Origin of the sequence: Heyndrickxia sp. FSL W8-0496 (assembly GCF_038007825.1) — a bacterium.
Taxonomy (GTDB): Bacteria; Bacillota; Bacilli; order Bacillales; family Bacillaceae_C; genus Heyndrickxia; species Heyndrickxia oleronia.
The window spans coordinates 2,479,147-2,500,764 of record NZ_JBBOXX010000001.1 but is presented as its reverse complement, the minus strand read 5'-3'; the positions used below and the strand labels follow the sequence as shown (position 1 = coordinate 2,500,764).

The 21,618-nt window shown below is 33.8% G+C and carries 19 protein-coding genes and 2 other annotated features; of the genes, 7 read left to right on the top strand and 12 right to left on the bottom strand.

Annotation, left to right across the window (positions count from 1 at the left end):
• Window positions 1-143: 143 nt before the first annotated feature.
• The 3 genes from NST63_RS12585 to NST63_RS12575 are packed head-to-tail and all read right to left on the bottom strand — an operon-like array spanning window position 144 to window position 3,561.
• A complete protein-coding gene (locus NST63_RS12585; protein WP_341042331.1) occupies window positions 144-1,103 on the bottom strand; it encodes an alpha/beta hydrolase in 960 nt (319 codons plus the stop codon).
• Between the two features lie 54 nt (window positions 1,104-1,157).
• Entirely contained in the window at window positions 1,158-1,895 is a 738-nt protein-coding gene (locus tag NST63_RS12580; protein ID WP_341042329.1) for an SDR family NAD(P)-dependent oxidoreductase, read from the bottom strand.
• 19 nt (window positions 1,896-1,914) lie between these two features.
• Window positions 1,915-3,561: a flavin-containing monooxygenase gene (locus NST63_RS12575; RefSeq protein WP_341042328.1), complete on the bottom strand. Its 1,647-nt coding sequence runs from the start codon at window positions 3,559-3,561 to the stop codon at window positions 1,915-1,917.
• 116 nt (window positions 3,562-3,677) lie between these two features.
• Here NST63_RS12575 and NST63_RS12570 point away from each other — a divergent pair, with 116 nt between their 5' ends.
• Window positions 3,678-4,373: a response regulator transcription factor gene (locus NST63_RS12570; RefSeq protein WP_242598306.1), complete on the top strand. Its 696-nt coding sequence runs from the start codon at window positions 3,678-3,680 to the stop codon at window positions 4,371-4,373.
• 214 nt (window positions 4,374-4,587) lie between these two features.
• On the opposite strand, the gene NST63_RS12565 is transcribed toward NST63_RS12570, so the two are convergent.
• Together NST63_RS12565 and NST63_RS12560 are read right to left on the bottom strand one after the other, a co-directional pair.
• Window positions 4,588-5,283, bottom strand: coding sequence for a hypothetical protein (locus tag NST63_RS12565; RefSeq protein ID WP_341042327.1), 696 nt, complete (start codon window positions 5,281-5,283; stop codon window positions 4,588-4,590).
• Window positions 5,280-6,101, bottom strand: coding sequence for an ABC transporter ATP-binding protein (locus NST63_RS12560; RefSeq protein WP_341042326.1), 822 nt, complete (start codon window positions 6,099-6,101; stop codon window positions 5,280-5,282). Before NST63_RS12560 ends, NST63_RS12565 begins: the two co-directional genes overlap by 4 nt.
• A gap of 315 nt (window positions 6,102-6,416) precedes the next feature.
• Between NST63_RS12560 and NST63_RS12555 the strand changes: the two genes are divergently transcribed.
• Window positions 6,417-7,241, top strand: a complete 825-nt coding sequence (locus tag NST63_RS12555; protein ID WP_212945583.1) for an aldo/keto reductase — start codon at window positions 6,417-6,419, stop codon at window positions 7,239-7,241.
• 184 nt (window positions 7,242-7,425) lie between these two features.
• Window positions 7,426-8,724, top strand: coding sequence for an ATP-binding protein (locus NST63_RS12550; RefSeq protein ID WP_341042323.1), 1,299 nt, complete (start codon window positions 7,426-7,428; stop codon window positions 8,722-8,724).
• 63 nt (window positions 8,725-8,787) lie between these two features.
• On the opposite strand, the gene NST63_RS12545 is transcribed toward NST63_RS12550, so the two are convergent.
• The 3 genes from NST63_RS12545 to NST63_RS12535 form a co-directional block, all read right to left on the bottom strand.
• On the bottom strand, window positions 8,788-8,922 hold the full coding sequence (locus NST63_RS12545; RefSeq protein ID WP_257234000.1) for a hypothetical protein: 135 nt from the start codon (window positions 8,920-8,922) through the stop codon (window positions 8,788-8,790).
• 241 nt (window positions 8,923-9,163) lie between these two features.
• Window positions 9,164-9,775: a DedA family protein gene (locus tag NST63_RS12540; RefSeq protein WP_341042320.1), complete on the bottom strand. Its 612-nt coding sequence runs from the start codon at window positions 9,773-9,775 to the stop codon at window positions 9,164-9,166.
• A 162-nt stretch (window positions 9,776-9,937) separates the two neighbouring features.
• A complete protein-coding gene (locus NST63_RS12535) occupies window positions 9,938-10,549 on the bottom strand; it encodes an HAD family hydrolase (protein ID WP_341044192.1) in 612 nt (203 codons plus the stop codon).
• 361 nt (window positions 10,550-10,910) lie between these two features.
• Between NST63_RS12535 and NST63_RS12530 the strand changes: the two genes are divergently transcribed.
• The 3 genes from NST63_RS12530 (at window position 10,911) to NST63_RS12520 (ending at window position 13,330) form a co-directional block, all read left to right on the top strand.
• Window positions 10,911-11,672: a hypothetical protein gene (locus tag NST63_RS12530; protein WP_341042317.1), complete on the top strand. Its 762-nt coding sequence runs from the start codon at window positions 10,911-10,913 to the stop codon at window positions 11,670-11,672.
• Between the two features lie 128 nt (window positions 11,673-11,800).
• Window positions 11,801-12,940, top strand: a complete 1,140-nt coding sequence (locus NST63_RS12525; RefSeq protein WP_341042316.1) for a DUF2515 domain-containing protein — start codon at window positions 11,801-11,803, stop codon at window positions 12,938-12,940.
• Window positions 12,941-12,943: 3 nt separating this feature from the next.
• On the top strand, window positions 12,944-13,330 hold the full coding sequence (locus tag NST63_RS12520) for a CBO0543 family protein (protein WP_341044191.1): 387 nt from the start codon (window positions 12,944-12,946) through the stop codon (window positions 13,328-13,330).
• Here the strand turns inward: NST63_RS12520 and thrS are convergent.
• Together thrS and NST63_RS12510 are read right to left on the bottom strand one after the other, a co-directional pair.
• Complete coding sequence (thrS, locus tag NST63_RS12515) at window positions 13,321-14,541, bottom strand: threonine--tRNA ligase (protein WP_341042315.1); 1,221 nt, start codon at window positions 14,539-14,541, stop codon at window positions 13,321-13,323. The genes NST63_RS12520 and thrS overlap by 10 nt on opposite strands.
• An 89-nt stretch (window positions 14,542-14,630) precedes the next feature.
• Window positions 14,631-14,858: a binding site (T-box leader), on the bottom strand.
• Window positions 14,859-14,923: 65 nt separating this feature from the next.
• Window positions 14,924-15,147 (bottom strand) — a binding site (T-box leader).
• 1,039 nt (window positions 15,148-16,186) lie between these two features.
• Window positions 16,187-17,617 (bottom strand): serine hydrolase domain-containing protein, encoded by a 1,431-nt coding sequence (locus NST63_RS12510; RefSeq protein ID WP_341042314.1) that lies wholly within the window; start codon window positions 17,615-17,617, stop codon window positions 16,187-16,189.
• 705 nt (window positions 17,618-18,322) lie between these two features.
• Here NST63_RS12510 and NST63_RS12505 point away from each other — a divergent pair.
• Window positions 18,323-19,192, top strand: coding sequence for a hypothetical protein (locus NST63_RS12505; RefSeq protein WP_341042313.1), 870 nt, complete (start codon window positions 18,323-18,325; stop codon window positions 19,190-19,192).
• 29 nt (window positions 19,193-19,221) lie between these two features.
• Here NST63_RS12505 and NST63_RS12500 read toward each other — a convergent pair whose 3' ends face one another.
• A complete protein-coding gene (locus NST63_RS12500; protein WP_341042310.1) occupies window positions 19,222-19,503 on the bottom strand; it encodes a DUF6509 family protein in 282 nt (93 codons plus the stop codon).
• Between the two features lie 80 nt (window positions 19,504-19,583).
• Window positions 19,584-21,542: a translation factor GTPase family protein gene (locus NST63_RS12495; RefSeq protein ID WP_341042308.1), complete on the bottom strand. Its 1,959-nt coding sequence runs from the start codon at window positions 21,540-21,542 to the stop codon at window positions 19,584-19,586.
• Between the last annotated feature and the right edge of the window lie 76 nt (window positions 21,543-21,618).

Below are 21,618 nucleotides of genomic sequence, written 5' to 3'. Positions count from 1 at the left end.
TCGAGCTTTATGCTTATATTTATATTTTACCATATTTCTAGAATGTATGTTCGCTTCCAGGGAATTTAATAACAAATTTATTTTTATAAACGAAAAAATATCCCACTTAAACAAAATGGGATTTTTTTCGTTACCAACTACTATTACACTTGTTTAACTTCTACCTTTTTAAATGCTTCACATAGTGCTTGAACATACTGATCCGTTGCTTTCTTTCCAATTTCGGTAAATGGTGCGTATCCGTCAAAACCATGATAGCATCCAGGGTATAAATGAAATTCCGTTGGTACCCCTGCTTTTGTTAAATTGGCAATATACTCAATGGTTTCATCTCTAAATGGATCAAGATCACCCACACAGGTGTATGTCGGAGGTAGATTGGAAAAATCGGTACATCTTGCTGGTGCAGCATAGATGGAGACTTCATCCTGCAAGTGGCCTAAATACATATTCCATGCCTTTCTATTGGATTCTTCATTCCATACTCTAGTATCATGGATCTCTTTGCTTGATGGTGTGACATGTCTGTCATCAATCATAGGGTAAAGTGGCATTTGAAAAATAATTTCTGGACCCTTTCGATCTCTAGCTAGTAAACTAGTAGCTGCAGTTAATCCTCCACCAGCACTCGCTCCAGCGACCGCAATTTGTGAAGGGTTAGCACCTAGCTCTTCAGCATGTTGGGAGAACCATGTTAATGCTGCATAGCAATCATCTAATGGTGCAGGAAACGGATGTTCGGGTGCTAAGCGATAATCAACCGATACAACGGTACAATTTGCCTCTAAAACAAAACGTTCACACAATCCGTCATCCATTTCTGGTGTCCCTAGAACATAGCCTCCCCCATGAATCCAGAGCAATCCTGCACTTGATTGGCTAGGTGCTACTGATCGATATATTCTTACTCTAATTTCTTGTTCTCTGCTTGGACCTGGAATCAGTTTATCTGTTATCGTAACAGCAGGATTGGGTACACGATTATTCATTTCTAACATTTCTTTAAAACTTTGTTGAATAAATGGCATTTGTTCTTTATTAATAATCAATTCCGGCATTTGATCTAAAACGCCCTTCAATTCTGGATTCACTCTTTCTTCCATTTTAACGCTCCCTCCACTTTATTTGTAAACGTTTACAATTTACGACGATCAATCTCAACTTGATAATCCACCATCAACTGGTAATAAGACCCCGTTAATATATGAAGCTTCTTCAGATAATAAATACGTAACGGCATCTGCTATTTCATTAGGAGATGCAGCCCTTTGCATTGGACCATAGCTGGACTTATCGTTTTCATCAAGCATTCCTACAGTCATATTTGTTTTTACGCCACCAGGACAAACAGCATTAACGCGAATACCTTGCGCACCGTATTCACATGCCGCAGTCACAGTAAGACCTGATAATGCATGTTTCGTAGCTGCATATACACCGAGATATGGTTCAGCTCTAATTCCAGCATGTGAAGAAGTATTAACAATAGTCCCTGATTGTTGTCTCACCATTTGCTGTAAAACATATTTTAATCCATAATAGGCGCCTTTCAGGTTTACATTGATGACTCGTTCAAATTCATCATTTTCAATTTCGTGTAGATTAGAAGGCTTTTGTAATACACCTGCATTATTGTGAAAAAAGTCAATTTTACCAAATAACTGTATCGCTTTCTCTACATAGCCCCTTACTTGAGAAACGTCGGCAATATTAGCTTGGAATCCATATAACTCTCTGTTTTTTGGCTTAATCAATTCCACAGTTTCCTGTAAAGCTTCTGCATTATAATCGACTAGTAAAAGCTTAGCTCCTAACTTAGCGAGTTTTTCAGCTGTCGATCTGCCAATTCCACTGCCTGCACCTGTTACAATTCCACATTTTCCTTCAAAGCTCATTTTCTTGTCCCCCTCCTAACTAGTGGATCGTTTTTTCTGACATGTTTAATAAATGAAAACCTTCATAGTCGTTATTAACTACATCATTACAAATTTTTCGGTAAGGTCCTATTCCAGGTAAATAGATAAGAAATCTTCGTGGTTTTCCCTCTATATTTGCACCTGTATACCAGGAATCGGTTTTAGTATATAAAGTAGACTCCGCTATTTCCCTACAATGCTGACTCCATCTATCCTCCGCTTCTCTCTTAGCTTCAATAACATCAAAGCTATTTTCCTCAAGATAATTGATGCAATCTATAATCCAATCAACATGCTGTTCAATACAAAGCGGCATATTACTAAGAACAGAAGGACTTTCAGGACCAGTTATCATAAAGAAGTTTGGAAATCCAGCGGTCATTAAACCTAAATAGGTTCTAGTAGATGCACCTTCGTCCCATTTATCCTTTAATGAAAGTCCATCTCTCCCTCTAATGTCTATTTTAAATAAAGGACCAGTCATACCGTCATACCCCGTTGCAAAAACTAATATATCCAAATCATACTCTTCTTTTATTGTTCGAACGCCTTGATCATAAATTTCTTTTATTGGTGTTTCTTTCAGATTCACTAATTCTACATTTGAGCGATTAAACGTTTCATAAAAATTAGTTCCTAATATAGGACGCTTCGTACCATAATAATAATTAGGCTGTAAAGCATTAGCCAACTCAGGATTATTAATAATCTCTTTTATTTTTCCTCTAAAAAATTGAGCGATTGTTTCATTTGACTTTTCATTGACGAGAAGATCATTATAAGAAGTTGCTAGGTAAAAACCACCTTTTTTCCATGCTTCTTCATAAATCTTTTGCCGTTCTTCATCAGAATCATCTAAAGCTGACTTATTCGGAGCATCATTTGGCATACCAAACATTGTGCTTTTCATTTGTTGCTTTAACAGTTGAAAATTTGTTTTCAATCGATTCATTTCTTCATTTGTATATGGATAATTATTTGCTGGAGCCACATATTGCGGTGTCCGCTGAAACACGAACAATCGTTCTGCCTCTTTCGCAATCTCTGGGATTGATTGTACACCGCTTGAACCAGTACCAATAATACCAACCTTTTTCCCTTTAAAATGAACCTTTTCATGTGGCCAATGGCCCGTATGATACCATTTTCCTTTAAAATCATCTAATCCTTTGATCTTTGGTAGATTTGATGCTGATAAACATCCTACACCCGAGATAAAATACTTAGCTGATATATGCTGTTTATTATCAGTTTGTATATTCCAACGATTCGTCCGTTCATTATAATGAGCGGATTGAATCGTTGTACTAAACTGAATATCCTTTCGCAAATGAAACTTGTTAGCTACATAATTTAAGTAAGCTAAAATTTCTGGTTGCTCTGGATATCGTGACGACCATGTCCACTCCTGAAATAGCTCCTCTGAAAAGGTGTAGTTATAAGAAAAACTTTCTGTATCACAACGTGCTCCTGGATACCGGTTCCAATACCAAACCCCACCAACACCTTCCCCTTTTTCAAACGCTTTGACAGAATATCCCGCTTCTCTTAAGGTTAATAGCATGTATAATCCGGAAAATCCTGCTCCCACAACAACAGCATCAAGCTCTATCTTTTTTGAAATTGATAGATTCATTGATGTCATTTTATCCCCCCTTACTAAATGATAATTTGAATTAATACTATAATCATAAACAATTTAGTATAATTAAAATATTCCTATTTTTTAACGTATTCATTCCCTAAAAAGGAGGATTAATGTTGGTACCATTTAATACTTTATATGAGCAAGTACAAAGAATTGAACAAGCCGAATCCCATGAGGACCAATTATTTCTTATTCTAAAAACGTACATGGAGCTTTATCCAGTGTTAAATGCTACCTTATCAAGATATTCTTCATTGGGTTTTTTAGGAGAAGGAATTATCTCTATTGACATGAAAGCACTTGAGTATATTAGTGAAATGAGAGATGATATACGATCCATCCCTATCGTTTATTCTGCCATTCAAGAGCGAAGATCAAAGATTTGCAAAGGGATAGAGTGCTTGAAAATGACTAGCAGCAAATATCAAATAGCTTCTAATGTACAAGCCATCTCTGTTACGCCAATAAGTTATGGCACTTTTGTATTTGGTTTTATTTGCTCAACTCTATTTGAACCCAAACAGCCATTAAATGATGGACTCCTAGATTCATTCACTCAATTTGGAAAATTAGTTGGGCAGATAATGGCGGGCACCGTATTTATTCATAATGGAATGAAGTTAAGTAAAAGAGAAATAGAAGTAATGCGAAGAGTATCCTGGGGAGAGAGTGCAAAAGAAATGGCAGCTACGATGAAGATTAGTGAGTTTACAATTAATCAGTATGTGAAGTCCTCTTTAAAAAAATTAGGAGCAAATAACCGTGCTCAAGCTGTAGGAATATTACTTCGCGAAGGGATAATAACATAATTTTTTTCTATTTATTACTTATTACTTTTAATCATCTCTATTGACCGAAATAGCTTAGTAAAATGACCAATAGAGATGATAGAAATTTTCTTCGTGCTTTTTTACTTTCCTGTCTTCACATTTTTTTATTACAATTATCTAAAAATTATATTAAAACTTGCATTAGTATCAAGATTATATTCCTATAAGCCTCTTTCTTTGTTAAATTGCGTAACTAACCATTTCTCCTAGTAAACATTCTTTCAATTAGTATAAAACCAATTATCAAATAGATGTAAGATATTCCAATATTTACCCAAAATTCTCCCCCTATCGGTACTGAATCACCCATATTTAAATAATTTAAGACCTGTGTAACTGGTGGAAACAGCCATAGAAGCCATTTTACGAAAGAGACTTTTTCAATAATACCCTCATAGGCTAATGAAATAACAATCACTAAGACAGCGGATAACCACGAGTACTTCTTTAATGAAAAAGAAAACAAAGAACCAATAAATATACCAAACAATGCTAATGTCCAATGACTATAGACTGCTAAACCAATATGTAAAAAGTGGATTGTTCCTCTAAAATTATTCATAATTATTGGGTAAATAATAGCAATGATGATCAAAATGAAAGAGAAAACAAAACAAGTGGCCCACTTCCCCCATAAATAGCGTTTTTTATTACCTAAATGAACAAATAATATATGTTTCTCGCTTTCTTCCTCTATCGAAAATACAGTCATCGTTAACCATGTCACTATTAAATACACAGTAATACTAGTAACTGCATAGCTACTTAATATTGGAACACCCTTATATATGTATAAAACAATTATCCAAACACAAAAGAAAGTTAATGGAGGGATCATTTTTAAGGAGCGGATATAATTCATTAACTGGTAGTGAATAAATCCTTTCAACGGTCATTCACTTCCTTCACTTCACGAATAGAAAAGTTATTTTGCAGCAGTTCTAACAATAATTGATCGCTTTTTTCACCATCCACCGTGAGTATTGTTTCTTGGCCTACAGACCTTATATGAAAAGCTACATCTACTTCTTTTAATCTCTCACTGTGATCACACTCTATTTTTATTTGCATCAGTTTCCTTCGTGACCTATTGAAGGTTATTAATTTTCCGGAATCTACATAAAATATCTGATCCGCTAATCTATAAATCATCATCTCTTCATGTGTTGTAAAAAGGATCGTCCGTTCTTGTTTTAATTTTTCCAATATAAGAATTAGTTCATCCTGTGATGTAGCATCTAGTCCAGTTAATGGTTCGTCTAGCAATAGAATGTCTGGATCATGTAGCAATGCTTGAATAATCCCTACCTTCTGTTTTGTCCCTTTAGAGCATAACTTCAATGATGTTTCAAGATATGATTCAATATTGAATAACTGAAAATACTTAATAAGTTTAGCATCTAACTGTTGTTTATCTATATTATGTATTGAACCTATCAACATTAAATACTCTTTTACTTTGAATCTTAATTTCTCCGGAAAATGTTCTGGTACATAACCTATCTTTCCAGTTCTTCTTATTATTTGTCCATTAGTCGGTTCATAAATACCTGCCAAGAGTTTGAGCAATGTACTTTTTCCTGATCCATTTTTCCCTTGAATGGCGATAATCGTATGCCGCTCACATCGGAGCGATATATTATCTAAAATTAGTTTTCTATTTAACTTTTTAGCAACTTGTATGGCTTCTAAAATTACCTTATTCATTCAACCACTTCCTGTTTTATTTATTCATAACTAAATATAATGGATATTACGTATATTTAAGCTAGTATATTTATTTGCTCTGTTCACCATAGATTTAAAACTAGCGATACACATAGAATAATCAGTTACAATACCGTAGTAAAAACCACTATATAAAATATTCAAGATAAATGGTATTTCTCCTTTATCATTAGAAATTAAAGGAAATATAACATGAAATTTCAAAATTCAGTACTCTTTATTTGAAAGTAGAAATAAATATTGGTATTCTAAATACTGAATTTGAAACTTTATTTTTTCAAAGGAGAATGCCAAATGAATTACGTAACATTAAACAATGGATTAAAAATGCCACAATTAGGTTTCGGAGTATGGCAGGTAGAAGATAATCAAGCTACAGATGCAGTTGCAAAGGCACTTGAAGTCGGCTATACATCAATCGACACAGCGATGATTTATAAAAATGAAAAAGGCGTAGGAAAAGCGCTACAACAATCCTCTGTTCCTCGTGAAGAATTGTTTATTACAACAAAAGTATGGAATACTGATCAAGGTTATGAAAACACTCTTCGTGCTTTTGATGAGAGTTTAGAACGTCTTGGACTTGACTACGTTGATTTATATCTTATTCACTGGCCTACTCCAGAATATGATCAATACGTGGATACATATAAAGCATTAGAAAAGCTCTATAAGGATGGTCGTGTAAAAGCGATTGGAGTTTGTAATTTTGACATAGAACATTTGGAACGTATTCTTAATGAATGTGAAATTAAACCGGTATTAAACCAAGTAGAATGTCATCCTTACCTTATTCAAAGTGAATTAAAAGAATTTTGTGCGAAGCATGATATATTTGTTGAAGCATGGAGTCCTTTACAACAAGGTGGCGAAGTTTTAAACAATGAATCTGTTAAGAAAATTGCTGAAACACATGGTAAAACCCCAGCACAAGTTGTCTTACGCTGGCACTTACAAAATAATACAATTGTGATTCCAAAATCAGTAACCCCATCAAGAATTGAAGAAAACTTTAATGTTTTTGATTTTGAACTTTCTACAAATGAAATGGAAGAAATCAACAAATTAAACCGTAATGAACGTAAAGGTCCGAAACCAAGTGAAATGAACGTTCGTTAATTTATCTTTTTAAGAAGCAGCCAATGTCTGCTTCTTTTTTTTAATTAATTTCATTTAATGAAAAAATGTGTTGGAAACCGTTTGATATACTAAAAATAATTTAATATTTCGACAAATTTCCGCACCGAAAATGAATTTTTTTCGTTATTCTAAAATAAACAATGACGAATGGTGCTGATGGATAATGTTAAAAAAATACTATGGTAGAATCATAGCAACTACATTTTTTATTATCGCATTTTTAGTTTGGGATTTTATTTACTATGGATTAAATGGCTATCATTTTAATTTTTTATTAGATGGTTCATACACAGTTATTTTGGCAATAATAGTTTGGTGGCTTGGTTCTTATTTCGACCGTTCCAAGCTCCTCTATGAAAATTTAAGAAAAAGTGAAGAAAATATAAAAAAATTATTAGATGAAACAGACTATATATTCGACAATCTTGATCAAGTTGTGTTTCAAACGGATAAAACCGGACATATTACAAAATTAAATCAAGCATGGGTCAATCTCACGGGATATAAGGTACGTGAATGTATTGGCAGTCAGCTAACCTTTTTTATCTATCATGAAGATAAATGGATTGGAAATAATATGTATAATGACTTAGCCGTTTCAAAAAAGTCGACAATGAGACAGGAACTTCGTTTACGAAAAAGTGAAGGTGGCTATGTTTTAGTAGAAATGAATTGTAAGGTTACCCATGATTCGTACGGCCAATTATTCTCTACAGTTGGAACATTTACAGATATAACCGAACGGAAACAATCAGAGCAAGAAATACTACAATTAAACGAAAACCTCGCAAAACGCTCTGAAAAATTAAGAGTTGTTTCGCAGTTATCTGCAGCTATTGCACATGAAGTAAGAAATCCATTAACCTCTATTTCAGGATTTATTCAATTATTAAATGAACAAAAACAGATTGATCATGAATATATCGAAATCATTTTTAAAGAAATTGCGAAAATAGAACTGGTCATTGCAGATTTATTGACCTTATCGAAGCCTCAAACCGTCTCTTTTAAAAAATATGATCTCATTCAAATCATTGATTATGTTTTAACATTGATAAAACCGATGGCACAGAAGCATCGAATTGATCTTAAGTTTAATAAAGCAGATACACCTATTTGGGTTTTAGCAGAAGAAAACCAGTTAAAATTAGTGTTTATTAATATCATCAAGAATGCAATCGAAGCCATTAGTTATGAAGGAGTAATTGAAATCGTTCCAAGCTTAGCTTGTCATGATTTTGTTTCGATTTATATTAAAGATAATGGACCTGGAATACCGGAAGAAATTATAAAACATATTGGACAACCCTTCTATTCCACTAAGGATAAAGGGACTGGTCTTGGTTTAACTACCTGTTTTAAAATTATTGAAATACACAAGGGAAAAATCCATATTACTAGTCAGGTAAAAAAAGGGACAACCATCGAGCTCATTCTTCCTCAATATTTACGAGATGAGTAGTTTTAAAACATCATAATCCAAAGGTACTTACTTATATCAAAATCCATTTATTTTATCTTTCACTTAACCTTTATTTTCTTTTTTGATTTCTTTGAGCAAGTGAACAATCGATTCACTTGTTTTATTTAAATTCCTTAACTGAGTCTCAACAGAAAGTAGAGTAACTACTATAATCACACCGATGATAATTCCGATCAAAACCAATCACCCCTTTTTACAAATAATCTAATTTTTATTTTGTTTTAGGATCCTGGAAGGCTAGGCATTACTTTGACAAGTCAAATACAAAAATAATACTAACTCCTATACATTCCCCCACTATAGACATCTTTTCTATAGAACTGTTCTGAAATCCTTTAAATTATCTTTCTACAAAATAATAAGGAGTGTCTGATACTTAAAAGATCAGACAACTCCTATTCATCTTCTTCCAATATTGCTAATTGTCACTTTCCATCCGCTCTGTGTGATTCTGATATTTATGTCGTAACTTACTCCAAATATATAAACCAAAGATAACGATAATCCCAATAAGAATAGTGATTTGGAAATGTTGAATTTGTTGAATAAGCTCTTGGATGTTACCAGGATAAAAATGGCCAATACTCAAATATAGAAAGGTTGTTGGGATGATTCCAATCATTGTTAGTAGTGTATACAACCCAATATTCATTCTAGATATCCCAGCTATAAAAGGAACAAAATTTCCTAACGGAAGTGGACTTGATATAGCGACACTCCAAACACCATACTTACTAAAATATTCTTTCGTTTTTTGATACTTTTCTCTTCTTTTTGAGGTTAATCTGTTTTCAGTAATTTTCCCTACCTTGTAGCCGAAATAATATGGGATATAACTTCCCACTACATATAAGAAACTTCCAAAAATCGAGGTGAAAATCATTTCAAACCATGTTAGATCCATAACAACGCCCATAGTTATGAGAAAGAACGTTCCAATAAAGGGGAAAGAACTTCCTTCAATAAACATTGAGAAAATAATTCCCCATATCCCCCACTCTTCAATAAAAGCATAAATTGAATGAAACATCTGAATCACTCCACATTTAAAAAGCTATTATCTAAAGAATAAATGTCCTTTCACTTTTGTTATAGAGACCATCGAATTAATTTTGCATCAGTCCTTAGATGGATGCAGTTTTATACAATATATAATAAAAAACCTCTCCTGACACATGGAGAGGTTCAATTTTTAATCATTCATTAATTTTAATATATCACCAGGTGTTTCGAAAATATATTGTGCTTCATCAAAACCCTCCGTTGATCTTGCTCCCCACAATGCTAAACCAAAATCAACCCCAGCAGCATGTGCACATCTCATATCATAAATGGAATCTCCTATATAGATGGCATGATTGGGCTCACAGTGAAGTAAACTTAACCCTAAATTTAGAGGGTCCGGGTATGGTTTATGCCTTGTAGTATCACTTGCACAAACAATTACCTCAAATTTTTGATGGATATTTAATAAATTAAAACTACTGTTCATTTCCTCAGCTGTTTTAGATGTAACAATCCCCATCTTTGGTAATTGATCAATGACTTCTATTATCCCCTCAAACAGAGGAACATGTTTTAATAACGGTTTTTCCCTTTCCATCCATGATTCAAGAGTTGTTGGAATGTCTGCAATATTTAATATTTCCAACGTTTTTAACCCTGGTATTCCTAATGAAAAACGTAAAGAATCTAAATCCTTATCAATTCCTTGTTCTTGTAGGGTTGCTTGTAAGGCTGTCAAGCCGATCATTTCCGAATCAATAATTGTCCCATCTAAATCAAATATAAAAGCGGTATACATCCTTCTATCCATCCTCCCTATCATCATTTAAATTAAAGGTAATAGATGAAATGGATTTCATGTCAATAGTGAAATTGAGACTCTTTCTATCAATCTTCATATCGACTGCATTTTTTGGTGTATCATTCATTTCTTGGATTGCCTGTTTAACCGCTGTTCTTTATTCTTCGGAAAGATAGTTCTCTTGATACAGTTGTAATATACTCCTGCTTTCTTTGCGTGTCTTTTAATATTAGTCCTATTCCATCCCCCACAAGCATTTTCAATATCAATTGACTTATATCTATACATTTAACCATCGGCTAATATCATGTATAATAAATGGAAAAGTTGATCTTAAGAAAAAAGGAGATAGGCTAATTTGACAACACCTAAACTTATGAATATCATTCCACCCAAAGGTGATTACATAACATTTACGGATGAATCCCATTACACTGAGAAAATAAAAGAATGGGGATTATCAGCAAAAAAACAATTTTTATATAAAGATGGAAGAAATCAAGAATCAGTTACCATTAAGGGCTATGAAATATATGGAAAAACAGAAGAATATAACACGATTATAATTGAGTTCAATGATGGACAATTAAGCTGTATACACCCAGCATATTTAAAAGAAATGCAGGCTTCTAGCTTTAAAAAGACAAATATCACATCCTATTCAAATACAAATGAATCAGTTACTGACAAACAACAACAAGAGGAAATCCTTGAGGATCAAACCGTGAATACGGAAAAAACAACAGCTCCACAAGTAGAGAAAAAGATAAAACAAGAAAAGAAGCCTAAAATAGATCTTCCAGAAGAAAAGGTACGTTTTTCTGCAAATGTTAAACAGTTTGCTTTAACCTGGAATAACTTTAATGAGGAAAATGATGAGGTAGTCGTTTTAGAAAATGTTGTGATTCATCAGGATACTCCGATTGAAATAGGCCATGCATGGTGCTCTCACTCAAAAACTCTAAAAAAACACGAACTCACTCAAGGTGACACTCTTGAATTTGACGGAAAAATTATCAAAAAGAAGCTTCCTAAAGGAAAAGATGTCGATGATGAATTTATTGTTGATGTTCCCGTTTATTATAAAGTCAATAATCCATCCAAAATCAAAAAAAGTTAAAGGTTCATCTTTTGTTCCTTTAGCTTTTTTTTTCGGTTATTTTCCTCTAATAATCATTAAACTACCTCATCCTAAATAAAATGAGTATAACTAGTACAAATGACTCCCAAAGGAGGGGATCATTCTTTGTGTTTTTGATCAAGCGGAAGAAAAAAATAGAATTAACAAATGCTTTATTAAAAATAAAAAAAGAGTTAAACAAAAATCATAACAATGCTTCACTAGTCCCTCTCCTCCCCAAAGAGGAGAGATTAATCCATGAAATAAAACAGAATACCATCCGTCATAATAAAAATAATCTTACGAGAACAAAGGCATATCTTGATTTTTACCAACGTCACCCTGAAATCCATTGGGCCTTTTTAGGTCATATGGTATCAAGGAATGGTGGTTGGAACATGACCGATTTAAAAGGGGAACTACTTTACAAATTAATAAGTAACAAAGAAGCGATTGCCTTCTTCACCTTTCTTGAGAGAGGGAATTGGCTTATATTCCAGGATGCTTATCCACAATTTTTAGTGTACGAAGAAAGCATGAAGCGTGGCCAAAATTTATTTCATCTTCTTCCTCACCTACATATTTCATCATTTATGTTCACCATTTGGAATCACTTTTGGAAAGATCGAAATCCTTATCTACTAACCATCGCTCTTATCATTAATGAACAAAATTATTTAGAAATAAGAATCATTAACAATCAAACATTTAAGAAGCAAGTCTTCGAAACATTTGAATTCAGAATACAAGAAATCCTTTCAATGAACCATATTATCTTTCCCTATCTAGAAAAAAATCAAATATTATTAGTTGGCCAAACATTAAATCATTTTCAAAGTTTGCATGAACGAATACTATTAGGGAAGCGATTATACAGTATCTTATTTGACCATCCAGATCGATTGAAGAAAACAGTGCAATGGGCAATAACCCAACCTCATACTGGTTCCCGAAAAGACTTCTGGCCGCATCTGTTTAATGATGTGAATGAAGGAGTTCCAGGTGTTGAATGGAAAACAAGGTTAAAGTCTTGTCAGATCGACCCTACCTGTCCTCGTTTCTATAGTCCTAGACTACCTTATGCTTGGAAAAATTCTATTCATGAAAAAGCAGAAAGCAAAGATTGGTACACAAATTGGCAAGTGATCAAATACCTTGTAGACTCAAAAGAAAAAGTAGATGGAGAGATTAAGCATGATTACTGTAAAACGCTTGAAAAGCTTGAACGAGCAGGAATTGCCAAAAAAACGATCACATTCCTCAATTAGAAAATTGATCCCTACCTTGCTTTTCGCTTCGCTTATGCTTCGCTTATTGGCACCTATCTAGATCTATTTTTTACAGGAGTTGGTTTATATACCTTCCCTAAAAGACCATTTCCTGAACTATTTTCGATTAATATTTTCTTTCCACTAGTCGGACTCCCTTGTTTAATTATTCTCTACCTCTATATAATCCGTTATTTATCTAAATGGAAGAAAGCAGGCTTGATCATGCTATTAAGCCTGCTCATGGCTGTTTTTGAAAGATACTCCGAAACGCTTGGCTTTCTGGATCATACGAATTCATGGAAACATATTTATTCAATTTTTGGCTATTCCCTTTATTTTATTGTTATTGATTATTTCTATCGCTGGTCAAACAAGTCCTATGAATGATTTTCTCGATTATTTTTTTCTTTTGTGATTTTATCTAAAGCGTCCATCACACTCATCTGGCCAAGGTTTCCCTCTCCTCGTTTCCTTAAAGATACCGCTCCATTTTCAATTTCTTGATCACCAATTATAAGCATGAACGGTATCTTTTCTGTTTCTGCATCTCTTATTTTTAAGCCCATTTTTTCAATTCTTTCGTCGACTTCAATTCGTATTCCAACTTGTTGAAATTGCTGTTTAATTTGCTCGGCATAAGGAAGGTGCTTATCTGAAATAGGCAAAATCTTCGCTTGTATAGGAGCTAACCATAAAGGGAAATCACCAGCATAATGTTCAATTAATATGGCCATAAAGCGCTCAAGCGATCCGTAAATAGCTCGGTGAATCATGATTGGAATATGATATTTATTATCCTCACCGATATATTGGCAATTAAATTTTTCCGGCATTTGAAAATCAAGTTGTACGGTACCGCATTGCCAGCTTCTACCTAATGAATCTAAAATATGATAATCAATCTTTGGCCCGTAAAACGCTCCATCTCCATGGTTAATTTGATAAGGAAGCTCTTTTTTCTTTAGTACTGATTCTAAAGCCGCCTCTGCTTTGTCCCATATTTCCTCAGAGCCCATATATTTCTCAGGTCGAGTGGAAAGTTCAATTTTATAGCTAAATCCAAATTCTGAATAAAATTCATCCACTAGTTCTAGTACCTTATCAATTTCAGATTCAATTTGATCCTCTCGTACAAAAATATGTGCATCATCCTGTGTAAACGAACGTACTCTTAGCAGACCATTTAAAGATCCAGAAAGTTCATGCCGATGAACTAATCCTAATTCTCCGTATCGGATCGGGAGCTCACGATAGCTTCGACGTTTATTATTAAAAATGAGAACAGCACCCGGACAATTCATTGGCTTAATAGCATAATTTTGATCGTCCACTTTCGAAAAATACATGTTTTCATGATAATGGTCCCAATGACCTGATTGCTCCCATAACTCTTGTTTCATCATGATCGGTGTCTTAATTTCCTGATAACCAGCTAAATGATGCTTTTGTTTCCAAAAATACTCGAGTTCATTTCGTATGACCATTCCTTTTGGTAAGAAGAAAGGCATACCCGGCGCTTCTTCTGATGACATAAATAACTCTAATTGTTGACCTAATTTACGATGATTTCGTTTTTCTGCTTCCATTTCAATTGACATGGTAATTCCTCCTAAAATTGAATATGCTGTTTGTGCTCTAACTATTAATTTTTAAAAGAGTATAAATAAAAAACGCACTCATCCCAAAGACAAGGGACGAGTGCGGTCGTGGTGCCACCCTAATTTCGCAAAGCATGCAGCTGCATTACGCTCAAATAGATAACGGTTTTTTTCCGATTATGGATACTAAGTAAATTCTTTTCCCCATAATAGCTCAAAGGTGGTAAATTTTCCTCTTTCTTCAGGGCTCGCAGCCAATGACCCTGTTCTCTGCAAAGAAAAATTAAAAAAATTCATATCCTTATCATCGCAATATATATATAATTTTCGAAAAAAAGTATACTCTTTAAAAATCAAATAAAAAACGCACCCATCCCAAAGACAAAGGGACGAGTGCGGTCGTGGTGCCACCCTAATTTCGTAAAGCAAAATCTACTTTACGCTCAAAAAGATAACGGTTTTCCCGTTTATGGATACTAAGCAAAACTTTTCCCCATAAAAGCTCAAAGGTGGTAAATCAAACATTTTTCTACAGGGTTTACAGCCAATGACCCTGTTCTCTGGAAGAAAATTAAGTATGATTCATGTCCTTATCAAAGCAATGTTCATTTCTTACAAATTGTAATGAATTGTTTTTTTTGAATTGTAAATGGATAAATTATAAAAGTCAAGAAATATTTTTTGATAAAGTTACTATAGATTATTTACAATGATAGTTATTTTAAACATGACGGAAAATAAAGTCAATAACGAATGTGAGATGTAATACCTACTATTTTTCAATAAATGATCAGCATTTGAAATACCTTAAAATTAATACTTTCAATACTTTCATGCTTTATATTTTCTAATCTCAGGTTTTGCACACCATTATTTGTTGATAAATAGCCTCAAATTTTAGACATCCAAGTGATAATATTAATTTGCTTGTACATTTGATATTGATGAATTTTAGTCAAAGGTGCAACTAATTGTTTACTAACATCTTCTTATAAAAACAATATCCTTTTTCATATGCTCATTATCATAAACTAACCCTTTGATATACTAAGCTTATAGAAATCCTCAATACTCACCAACATTGTAGATGAAATGATTATGTCTGCATTGGAATCGATTCATTATATAGATGTTTGTATATAATAAAAATTGGGATATTAGTAAATTTACCAATCAGAAACCAAATCACGGTCTTAAAACACTAAAATTTTTAGTAAACATTTTATTAATAGCTATACTTAGTAAAGCTTATTTTATAATCGTTAAATAAAAAGAACTATCTGATTTAAGACTGAACTTTAAGATGATTTATTTAACCAGTACCTTTTATTGGTGAATCACCTTTTTCTCCATTCAGTTTGACTCGCCAGCTTTTGGATTCAGCATTTATTATATCTGAGGTTATTGTGCAGATATAATAAAGTTGTTTAATTTACGATAAAGTCATTTAAAAAAATAATATAGTTGTTTAAAAATCCTTATTCAAACGAACGGAGCAGGTTAGTGGAAGCAATAATAATTAAGTTTGGGAAAATTGTCGATGATATAAAAAAGACACCAAAGTGTCTTATGTGTTTCAAATTAAGCATACCGATAAACTGAAATTTAATTACTTAACATTATGCTTATCTTGGAGCGAGGTATTTTATCGGTGAGTGTATACAAACCACGTAATGCTTGCTGTTAATAATGCTGACGAAATCAAAGCTGTAAGAACACTATATGTTTGCCAAATAAGTATCGTTGACCAATCGAAAGCACAGCACAGTATACCCAGGGCAATCGTAGCGATCAGAAAAATAACTGCTACAATTATTCTCTTTTTTGACATTGGCTGCCGCTCATTCGTTTTCCTTCTACGTAATCCTAAGAGAAATAGTAAAACAGCCAATAGGCAAAATATAATTGTGATAGACGACAAAATGATATCCAAAAGCTGTGTGTCGCTTTTTTCATATGACTGAGTTAAATTGCCGTCTAATATATCTTTAACTTTTAGTACCAGGTTTATATTGGTATTTGCGCCGTTGCTCAGCAAGCAGACAGCTGTTCCTTCATTTAGCAGTATGGCTACTTCGGTTCTGAAATTTGGATTGCCCCCAGTGTGTTCTATAATCGTTTGGTCGGCGTTTACCGACCAGCCTGCCGCATAATACATATCGTTGACAGCCGAAACAGACATATCACCCCTATGTGATTTTTCGATAACCGTGTGAAATATTTCGGGTATGTCCTGAACAATGCCCATATGTATGCCCATCCAACGCGCCATATCTATTGTATTAGAAATGATGTAGCCTGCGGGTTTATTCCCAGCATAATCCGGAGCATTAAATGGAGTTGTCATAAAAAAGGAAGAACGGTAGCCCTGTGCCAACTGTCCAGTGGCTTGAGCATCTTCTTTATAAACATACGTCTGGTGAAGACCTAATGGCTGAAATACCTGTTCCCTCATAAAATCTTCATAGCTTTGTCGCGACACAATCTCAATAACCAAACCCAATACGTCATAATTAACGGTTCCATAGTTATACTGTTCACCCGGAGGGAACGCCAATTCAGCATCCACGAGCATTTCCACAGTCTTTTGCAACATATCCGGTGTATTACCTTGTGGAATATTTAGAGGAGTATGCCTAATATTTGTTAGACCACTGGTATGGTGAAGAAAGTTATTTAGTGTAAGGCTTTGCATATCAACAGGTTTCCCTTGATACTTTAACTTAAACCAAGGTAAATATTTTTGGATAGGGTCAGTCATTGAGAGCAGCCCTTGCTCTTCCAACAGCATAATACCCATACCGGTAAAAGCTTTACTAACCGAGGCTAACTCATAGAGTGTATTTTCACTTGCAGACAACCCCTTTTCACGGTCTGCATACCCTGAAGAAAAGTAGAACACTTCATCATCAGCAAGTATTGCGATTGACATTCCCGGCACACCTGATATACGAATGGCATCATCTAGCAACGCTTGTATTGCCGCAGATTTCGAATCTGATAACGCATAACTTTGTGTTGAGAATCCTGAGAATAATATAAATATCATTAATACAAAAACAATAATCTTTTTCATAAACTCTCCTTTTTGAAAAATTATAAGAGAATCATATAAATAATCTACTTTTACAACTAATAAACTAAATATTAATTTATCTTTCAATTCATCTATATAATATCAAGTAATTGTGGAAGAGTTACACTTAAGCGAAAAGATGTGTAAGTTCAATAAGAAGTAAAACAACTTTATTATTCATTTTTTAAGTATTATATAAAACAGATGGAAGTAATTTGAAACTACTTTAAAGAGCCTGGCGACGTAGAATGTAGTAAGGCTCTTAGCTTTTATTAATCAAAATATAAAAACTTTATTATCATTATACAGTTATTATATTTTGCAGGAATTAATTCATATTGATTTATATTTCATCTTTCAATCTAATTTGCAGGAAATATTTAATAATGTATTCACACTAGTAATTATTTACTAATTATTCGATTTGTAATAGAGCAATTTACACTATCTCCATAAAAACATTAACAACTGTTCATAGTAATATCGAGTGTTTTCAGTTTTCACAAGTTGGTTCGTAAGAATTAAGTCTTCATAGGTGATATGTTATTCTGGAATGAATGCGTTTAACTGATTTCCTAATCGTTAAAATTCATCTATAAATAAAAACAATACCTCATTCAAATTTCCATTTATTATCAGTTATTGCCTTAATAAGAATGGTAAAAATAAGTTCAAGACACTTATTCTTATTTGGAGCTGGTAAAATTGGCTAAATATACATTAACTTTCAGTTTCTTTTTCCTCATGTTTAATTATTCACCGTCTATATCAGCTTCTACTATTCATTCGAACCATCAACCGATCAATTTTCAAATTGAATTGCTTCATTGGAAAGATGTAAACCAAATTATTCCAAAGAATTCAGTGTTTACGGTTATTGATGTTGAAACGGGAAAAAGCTTTGACGTACAAAGACGGGCAGGATCACATCATGCAGATGTTCAGCCTCTCACACGAAAAGATACAAAAGTGATGAAGGAGATATATCATGGTCATTGGAGCTGGCGAAGAAGAGCCATATTAATCTTAGCTGAAAACAGACTACTTGCGGCTTCTATGCACGGCATGCCTCATGGTGCAGGTGCATTAGAAAATGGTTTCCCAGGACATTTTTGTATACATTTTGCCGGAAGTACTACACATCGAACAGAAAGATCGGATTTATCCCATCAGCTTATGATCATGAAAGCAGCAGGAAAAATTGATGACTATTTAGCAGGAGCAAATCCTTTTCAAGTTGCAGATGCCCTACTCGTATTTATTAAAAACGGGGATAAAGCGTTAATCAAGAAAGTGGCATTGACTGAAAAGAAGTATTTGAAAAAGCAGATTAATAAAATAGATAAAATTGAAACTCTTCGTTGGAATAGAAAAGATAGTATAGAAGATGGCGCCAATGATTTAACCATCACTATACCAGTTGAACTCCAATTATACATTAAAGAGAGCGGAAGAGTAAACACGAAGATCTCCTTTCAATTGGTTAGAACTTCGCCATTAGCACCTTGGAAAATAAATATTGATGATTTAATTTCGATTATCAACGAAACACAGAAAGAAGAAAAGAAAAAATGATAGCAAGCAAATCGCCTGCTATCATTTTTTTACTCTAGATGTTGCTTGCAATATTCATTAACCAATTCTTCTTCTTCATCTTCTAATGCAAAATCAAGGACTTCATTCGTTGCTCTTTCAATAAATTGATACAGAGCAATTCTTGATCCATGATCTTCTACAGCATAAATGACCTTTAATAAAACTCCATTTTCAGAGTACAGCTCATCATCTTCAGGTACTTCAATATTGAGAAAGAACTCAAAACGATCCCCAACGATAATACCTGTAGGATCGTTTAATTTTTCAACGATATGACCAGTAATTTCCATCAACAACTTCTTCCTTTCAAAACTAACCTAAAATTACATACTTCTTGTATTATACACTCTATTTTTAAGAGCTCAAGAATTCATTTTAAAGCATGCATCATTTTTTCAGCTTCATCCCATGAAACGGAAAATCCTTGACCTTTTGAACAGAAGATAGAGGATGAACTATATTCAGGATCAGCATTTTTATTATATCCAATTTTTTCAATAACCTCTGCTTCATTATGACAATGCTCATAACCACCGAACACCAAAGAAATAGAGCCTTTTCCTTGTGTAAAGGATGCTAGGATTGTACTATAATCCATAAAAGTAGCTACCGGTGCTCTCCCCAATATCACTGCTTTGTTTCCATTCATTTCTGGAGGTTGAAAATGTCCATATGCCGCTTGAATATCGGATAAGACCCGTCCCATTTGTTCTATATCTACTTTAATTTTAAAATGATAAACCGGCTCTAATAAAATATTCTTAGCTTTTTCAAGCCCTTGTCTAAGGGCACGGAGTGTGGCTTCGCGGAAATCACCGCCACTAGTATGTTTATTATGTGCTCTTCCTGTAAGTAAAGTGATTTTTACATCTGTTAAAGCTGTTCCTGTTAGTATGCCACGATGCTCCTTTTCTAATAAATAATGCTTCACTAAATTTTGATAGCTAACCATTAAATCATCTGGATGACAATCGTTATCAAAAATAATGCCACTTCCCCTATGTCCCGGTTCCAATAATAAGTGTATTTCTGCATAATGTTTTAGCGGTTCAAAATGACCGTATCCGTTCACAATCGTCTGAATCGTTTCTTTATATAAAATTTCCGGCTTGCCAAAGCTAACCGAAAGATTAAAACGATCCTTTACAATTTGCTCGAGTACTTCAAGCTGAATTTTCCCCATAACATGAAGGTGGATCTCCTGTAAACCTTTATCCCAGATTACTTTTAACGATGGATCCTCATCATTTAGCATTCGAAAATATGATAATACTTCCTTATGATTTAAGGAGGAGTCATAGATGACCTTAGATTTTAATGTCGCTACGGTTTCATAAGTAGCCTTTGCTTGAATCTCTCCAAGTCCATCACCTACAGCCGCATTCGTTAATCCTGTTACTGCAAATAAATCACCTGCATTCATTTGATCAACGATTTCATAAGTTGCTCCATTATATAGCCTTATTTGTGTAATCTTCTCCCTTAATTTCTCCTCTTGATCCCCATATTCCAGCACATCACGTACATGAAGGGAACCACTTAATGATTTAATAAAAGTAACCCGAGCACCCGTGCTATCATGACGGATTTTATAAACTCTTCCTGAAAACGAATCGGTGGAGTTATAATCGGAAAAAGTTAATTCGTCCAGTTTTTCCAAAAATGAAAGGATTCCAATATCCTGCAGGGCAGAACCAGAAGCTATAGGATAGATGTTGTTATCTTTAATCATCCGTTTCATTTCCTGCTGCCAACGACCCTCGTCATATTCTCCATCTATATACAGATTCAATAATGTTTCATCTCTTTCTGCAATAAACTCGATTAACTCTTCACACATGGCACCTTTTTTATATGTCTCCGTTATGTCAATACCATCCTCTGTTAGCTGATTTCGAATATCTTTTTTTACTTTTTCAACATCTGCACCAACTCGATCAGTTTTATTAATAAAGAAAAAAGTAGGGATTTGATGCTTCCTTAATAATTGCCAAACGGTTTCCGTATGACCTTCTACACCTTCCACTGCGCTTAAAATAATGATGGCGTAATCCATTACTTGAATGGAACGCTCCATTTCTGGAGAAAAATCTACGTGTCCCGGAGTATCGATCAGATAATAGGTGGAATTCTTATATTCCATAATTGCTTGATCAGCAAATACTGTAATTCCTCTCGCTTTTTCAATTGCATGATTATCTAAAAATGCATCTTGATGATCGACTCTTCCTCTATGATGGATACTTTTCGTATGAAATAAAAGTTGTTCAGCAAAAGTTGTTTTACCCGCATCGACATGGGCTAATATTCCGATCGTTATTTGTTGCATAATTCGCCTCTTTGTTTGATTTAAAATTTTCTTGGTACCGAATAGAAAATGTGTTTTACCGATACCGCACCTTACT

Coding starts and splice junctions, on each gene's coding strand:
- NST63_RS12575 (WP_341042328.1), bottom strand. CDS start 3,561: ATGACATCAATGAATCTATCAATTTCAAAAAAGATAGAGCTTGATGCT.
- NST63_RS12540 (WP_341042320.1), bottom strand. CDS start 9,775: ATGTTTCATTCAATTTATGCTTTTATTGAAGAGTGGGGGATATGGGGA.
- thrS (WP_341042315.1), bottom strand. CDS start 14,541: ATGTCAATTGAAATGGAAGCAGAAAAACGAAATCATCGTAAATTAGGT.
- NST63_RS12560 (WP_341042326.1), bottom strand. CDS start 6,101: ATGAATAAGGTAATTTTAGAAGCCATACAAGTTGCTAAAAAGTTAAAT.
- NST63_RS12580 (WP_341042329.1), bottom strand. CDS start 1,895: ATGAGCTTTGAAGGAAAATGTGGAATTGTAACAGGTGCAGGCAGTGGA.
- NST63_RS12585 (WP_341042331.1), bottom strand. CDS start 1,103: ATGGAAGAAAGAGTGAATCCAGAATTGAAGGGCGTTTTAGATCAAATG.
- NST63_RS12535 (WP_341044192.1), bottom strand. CDS start 10,549: ATGTATACCGCTTTTATATTTGATTTAGATGGGACAATTATTGATTCG.
- NST63_RS12510 (WP_341042314.1), bottom strand. CDS start 17,617: ATGAAAAAGATTATTGTTTTTGTATTAATGATATTTATATTATTCTCA.
- NST63_RS12555 (WP_212945583.1), top strand. CDS start 6,417: ATGAATTACGTAACATTAAACAATGGATTAAAAATGCCACAATTAGGT.
- NST63_RS12495 (WP_341042308.1), bottom strand. CDS start 21,542: ATGCAACAAATAACGATCGGAATATTAGCCCATGTCGATGCGGGTAAA.
- NST63_RS12500 (WP_341042310.1), bottom strand. CDS start 19,503: ATGGAAATTACTGGTCATATCGTTGAAAAATTAAACGATCCTACAGGT.
- NST63_RS12550 (WP_341042323.1), top strand. CDS start 7,426: ATGTTAAAAAAATACTATGGTAGAATCATAGCAACTACATTTTTTATT.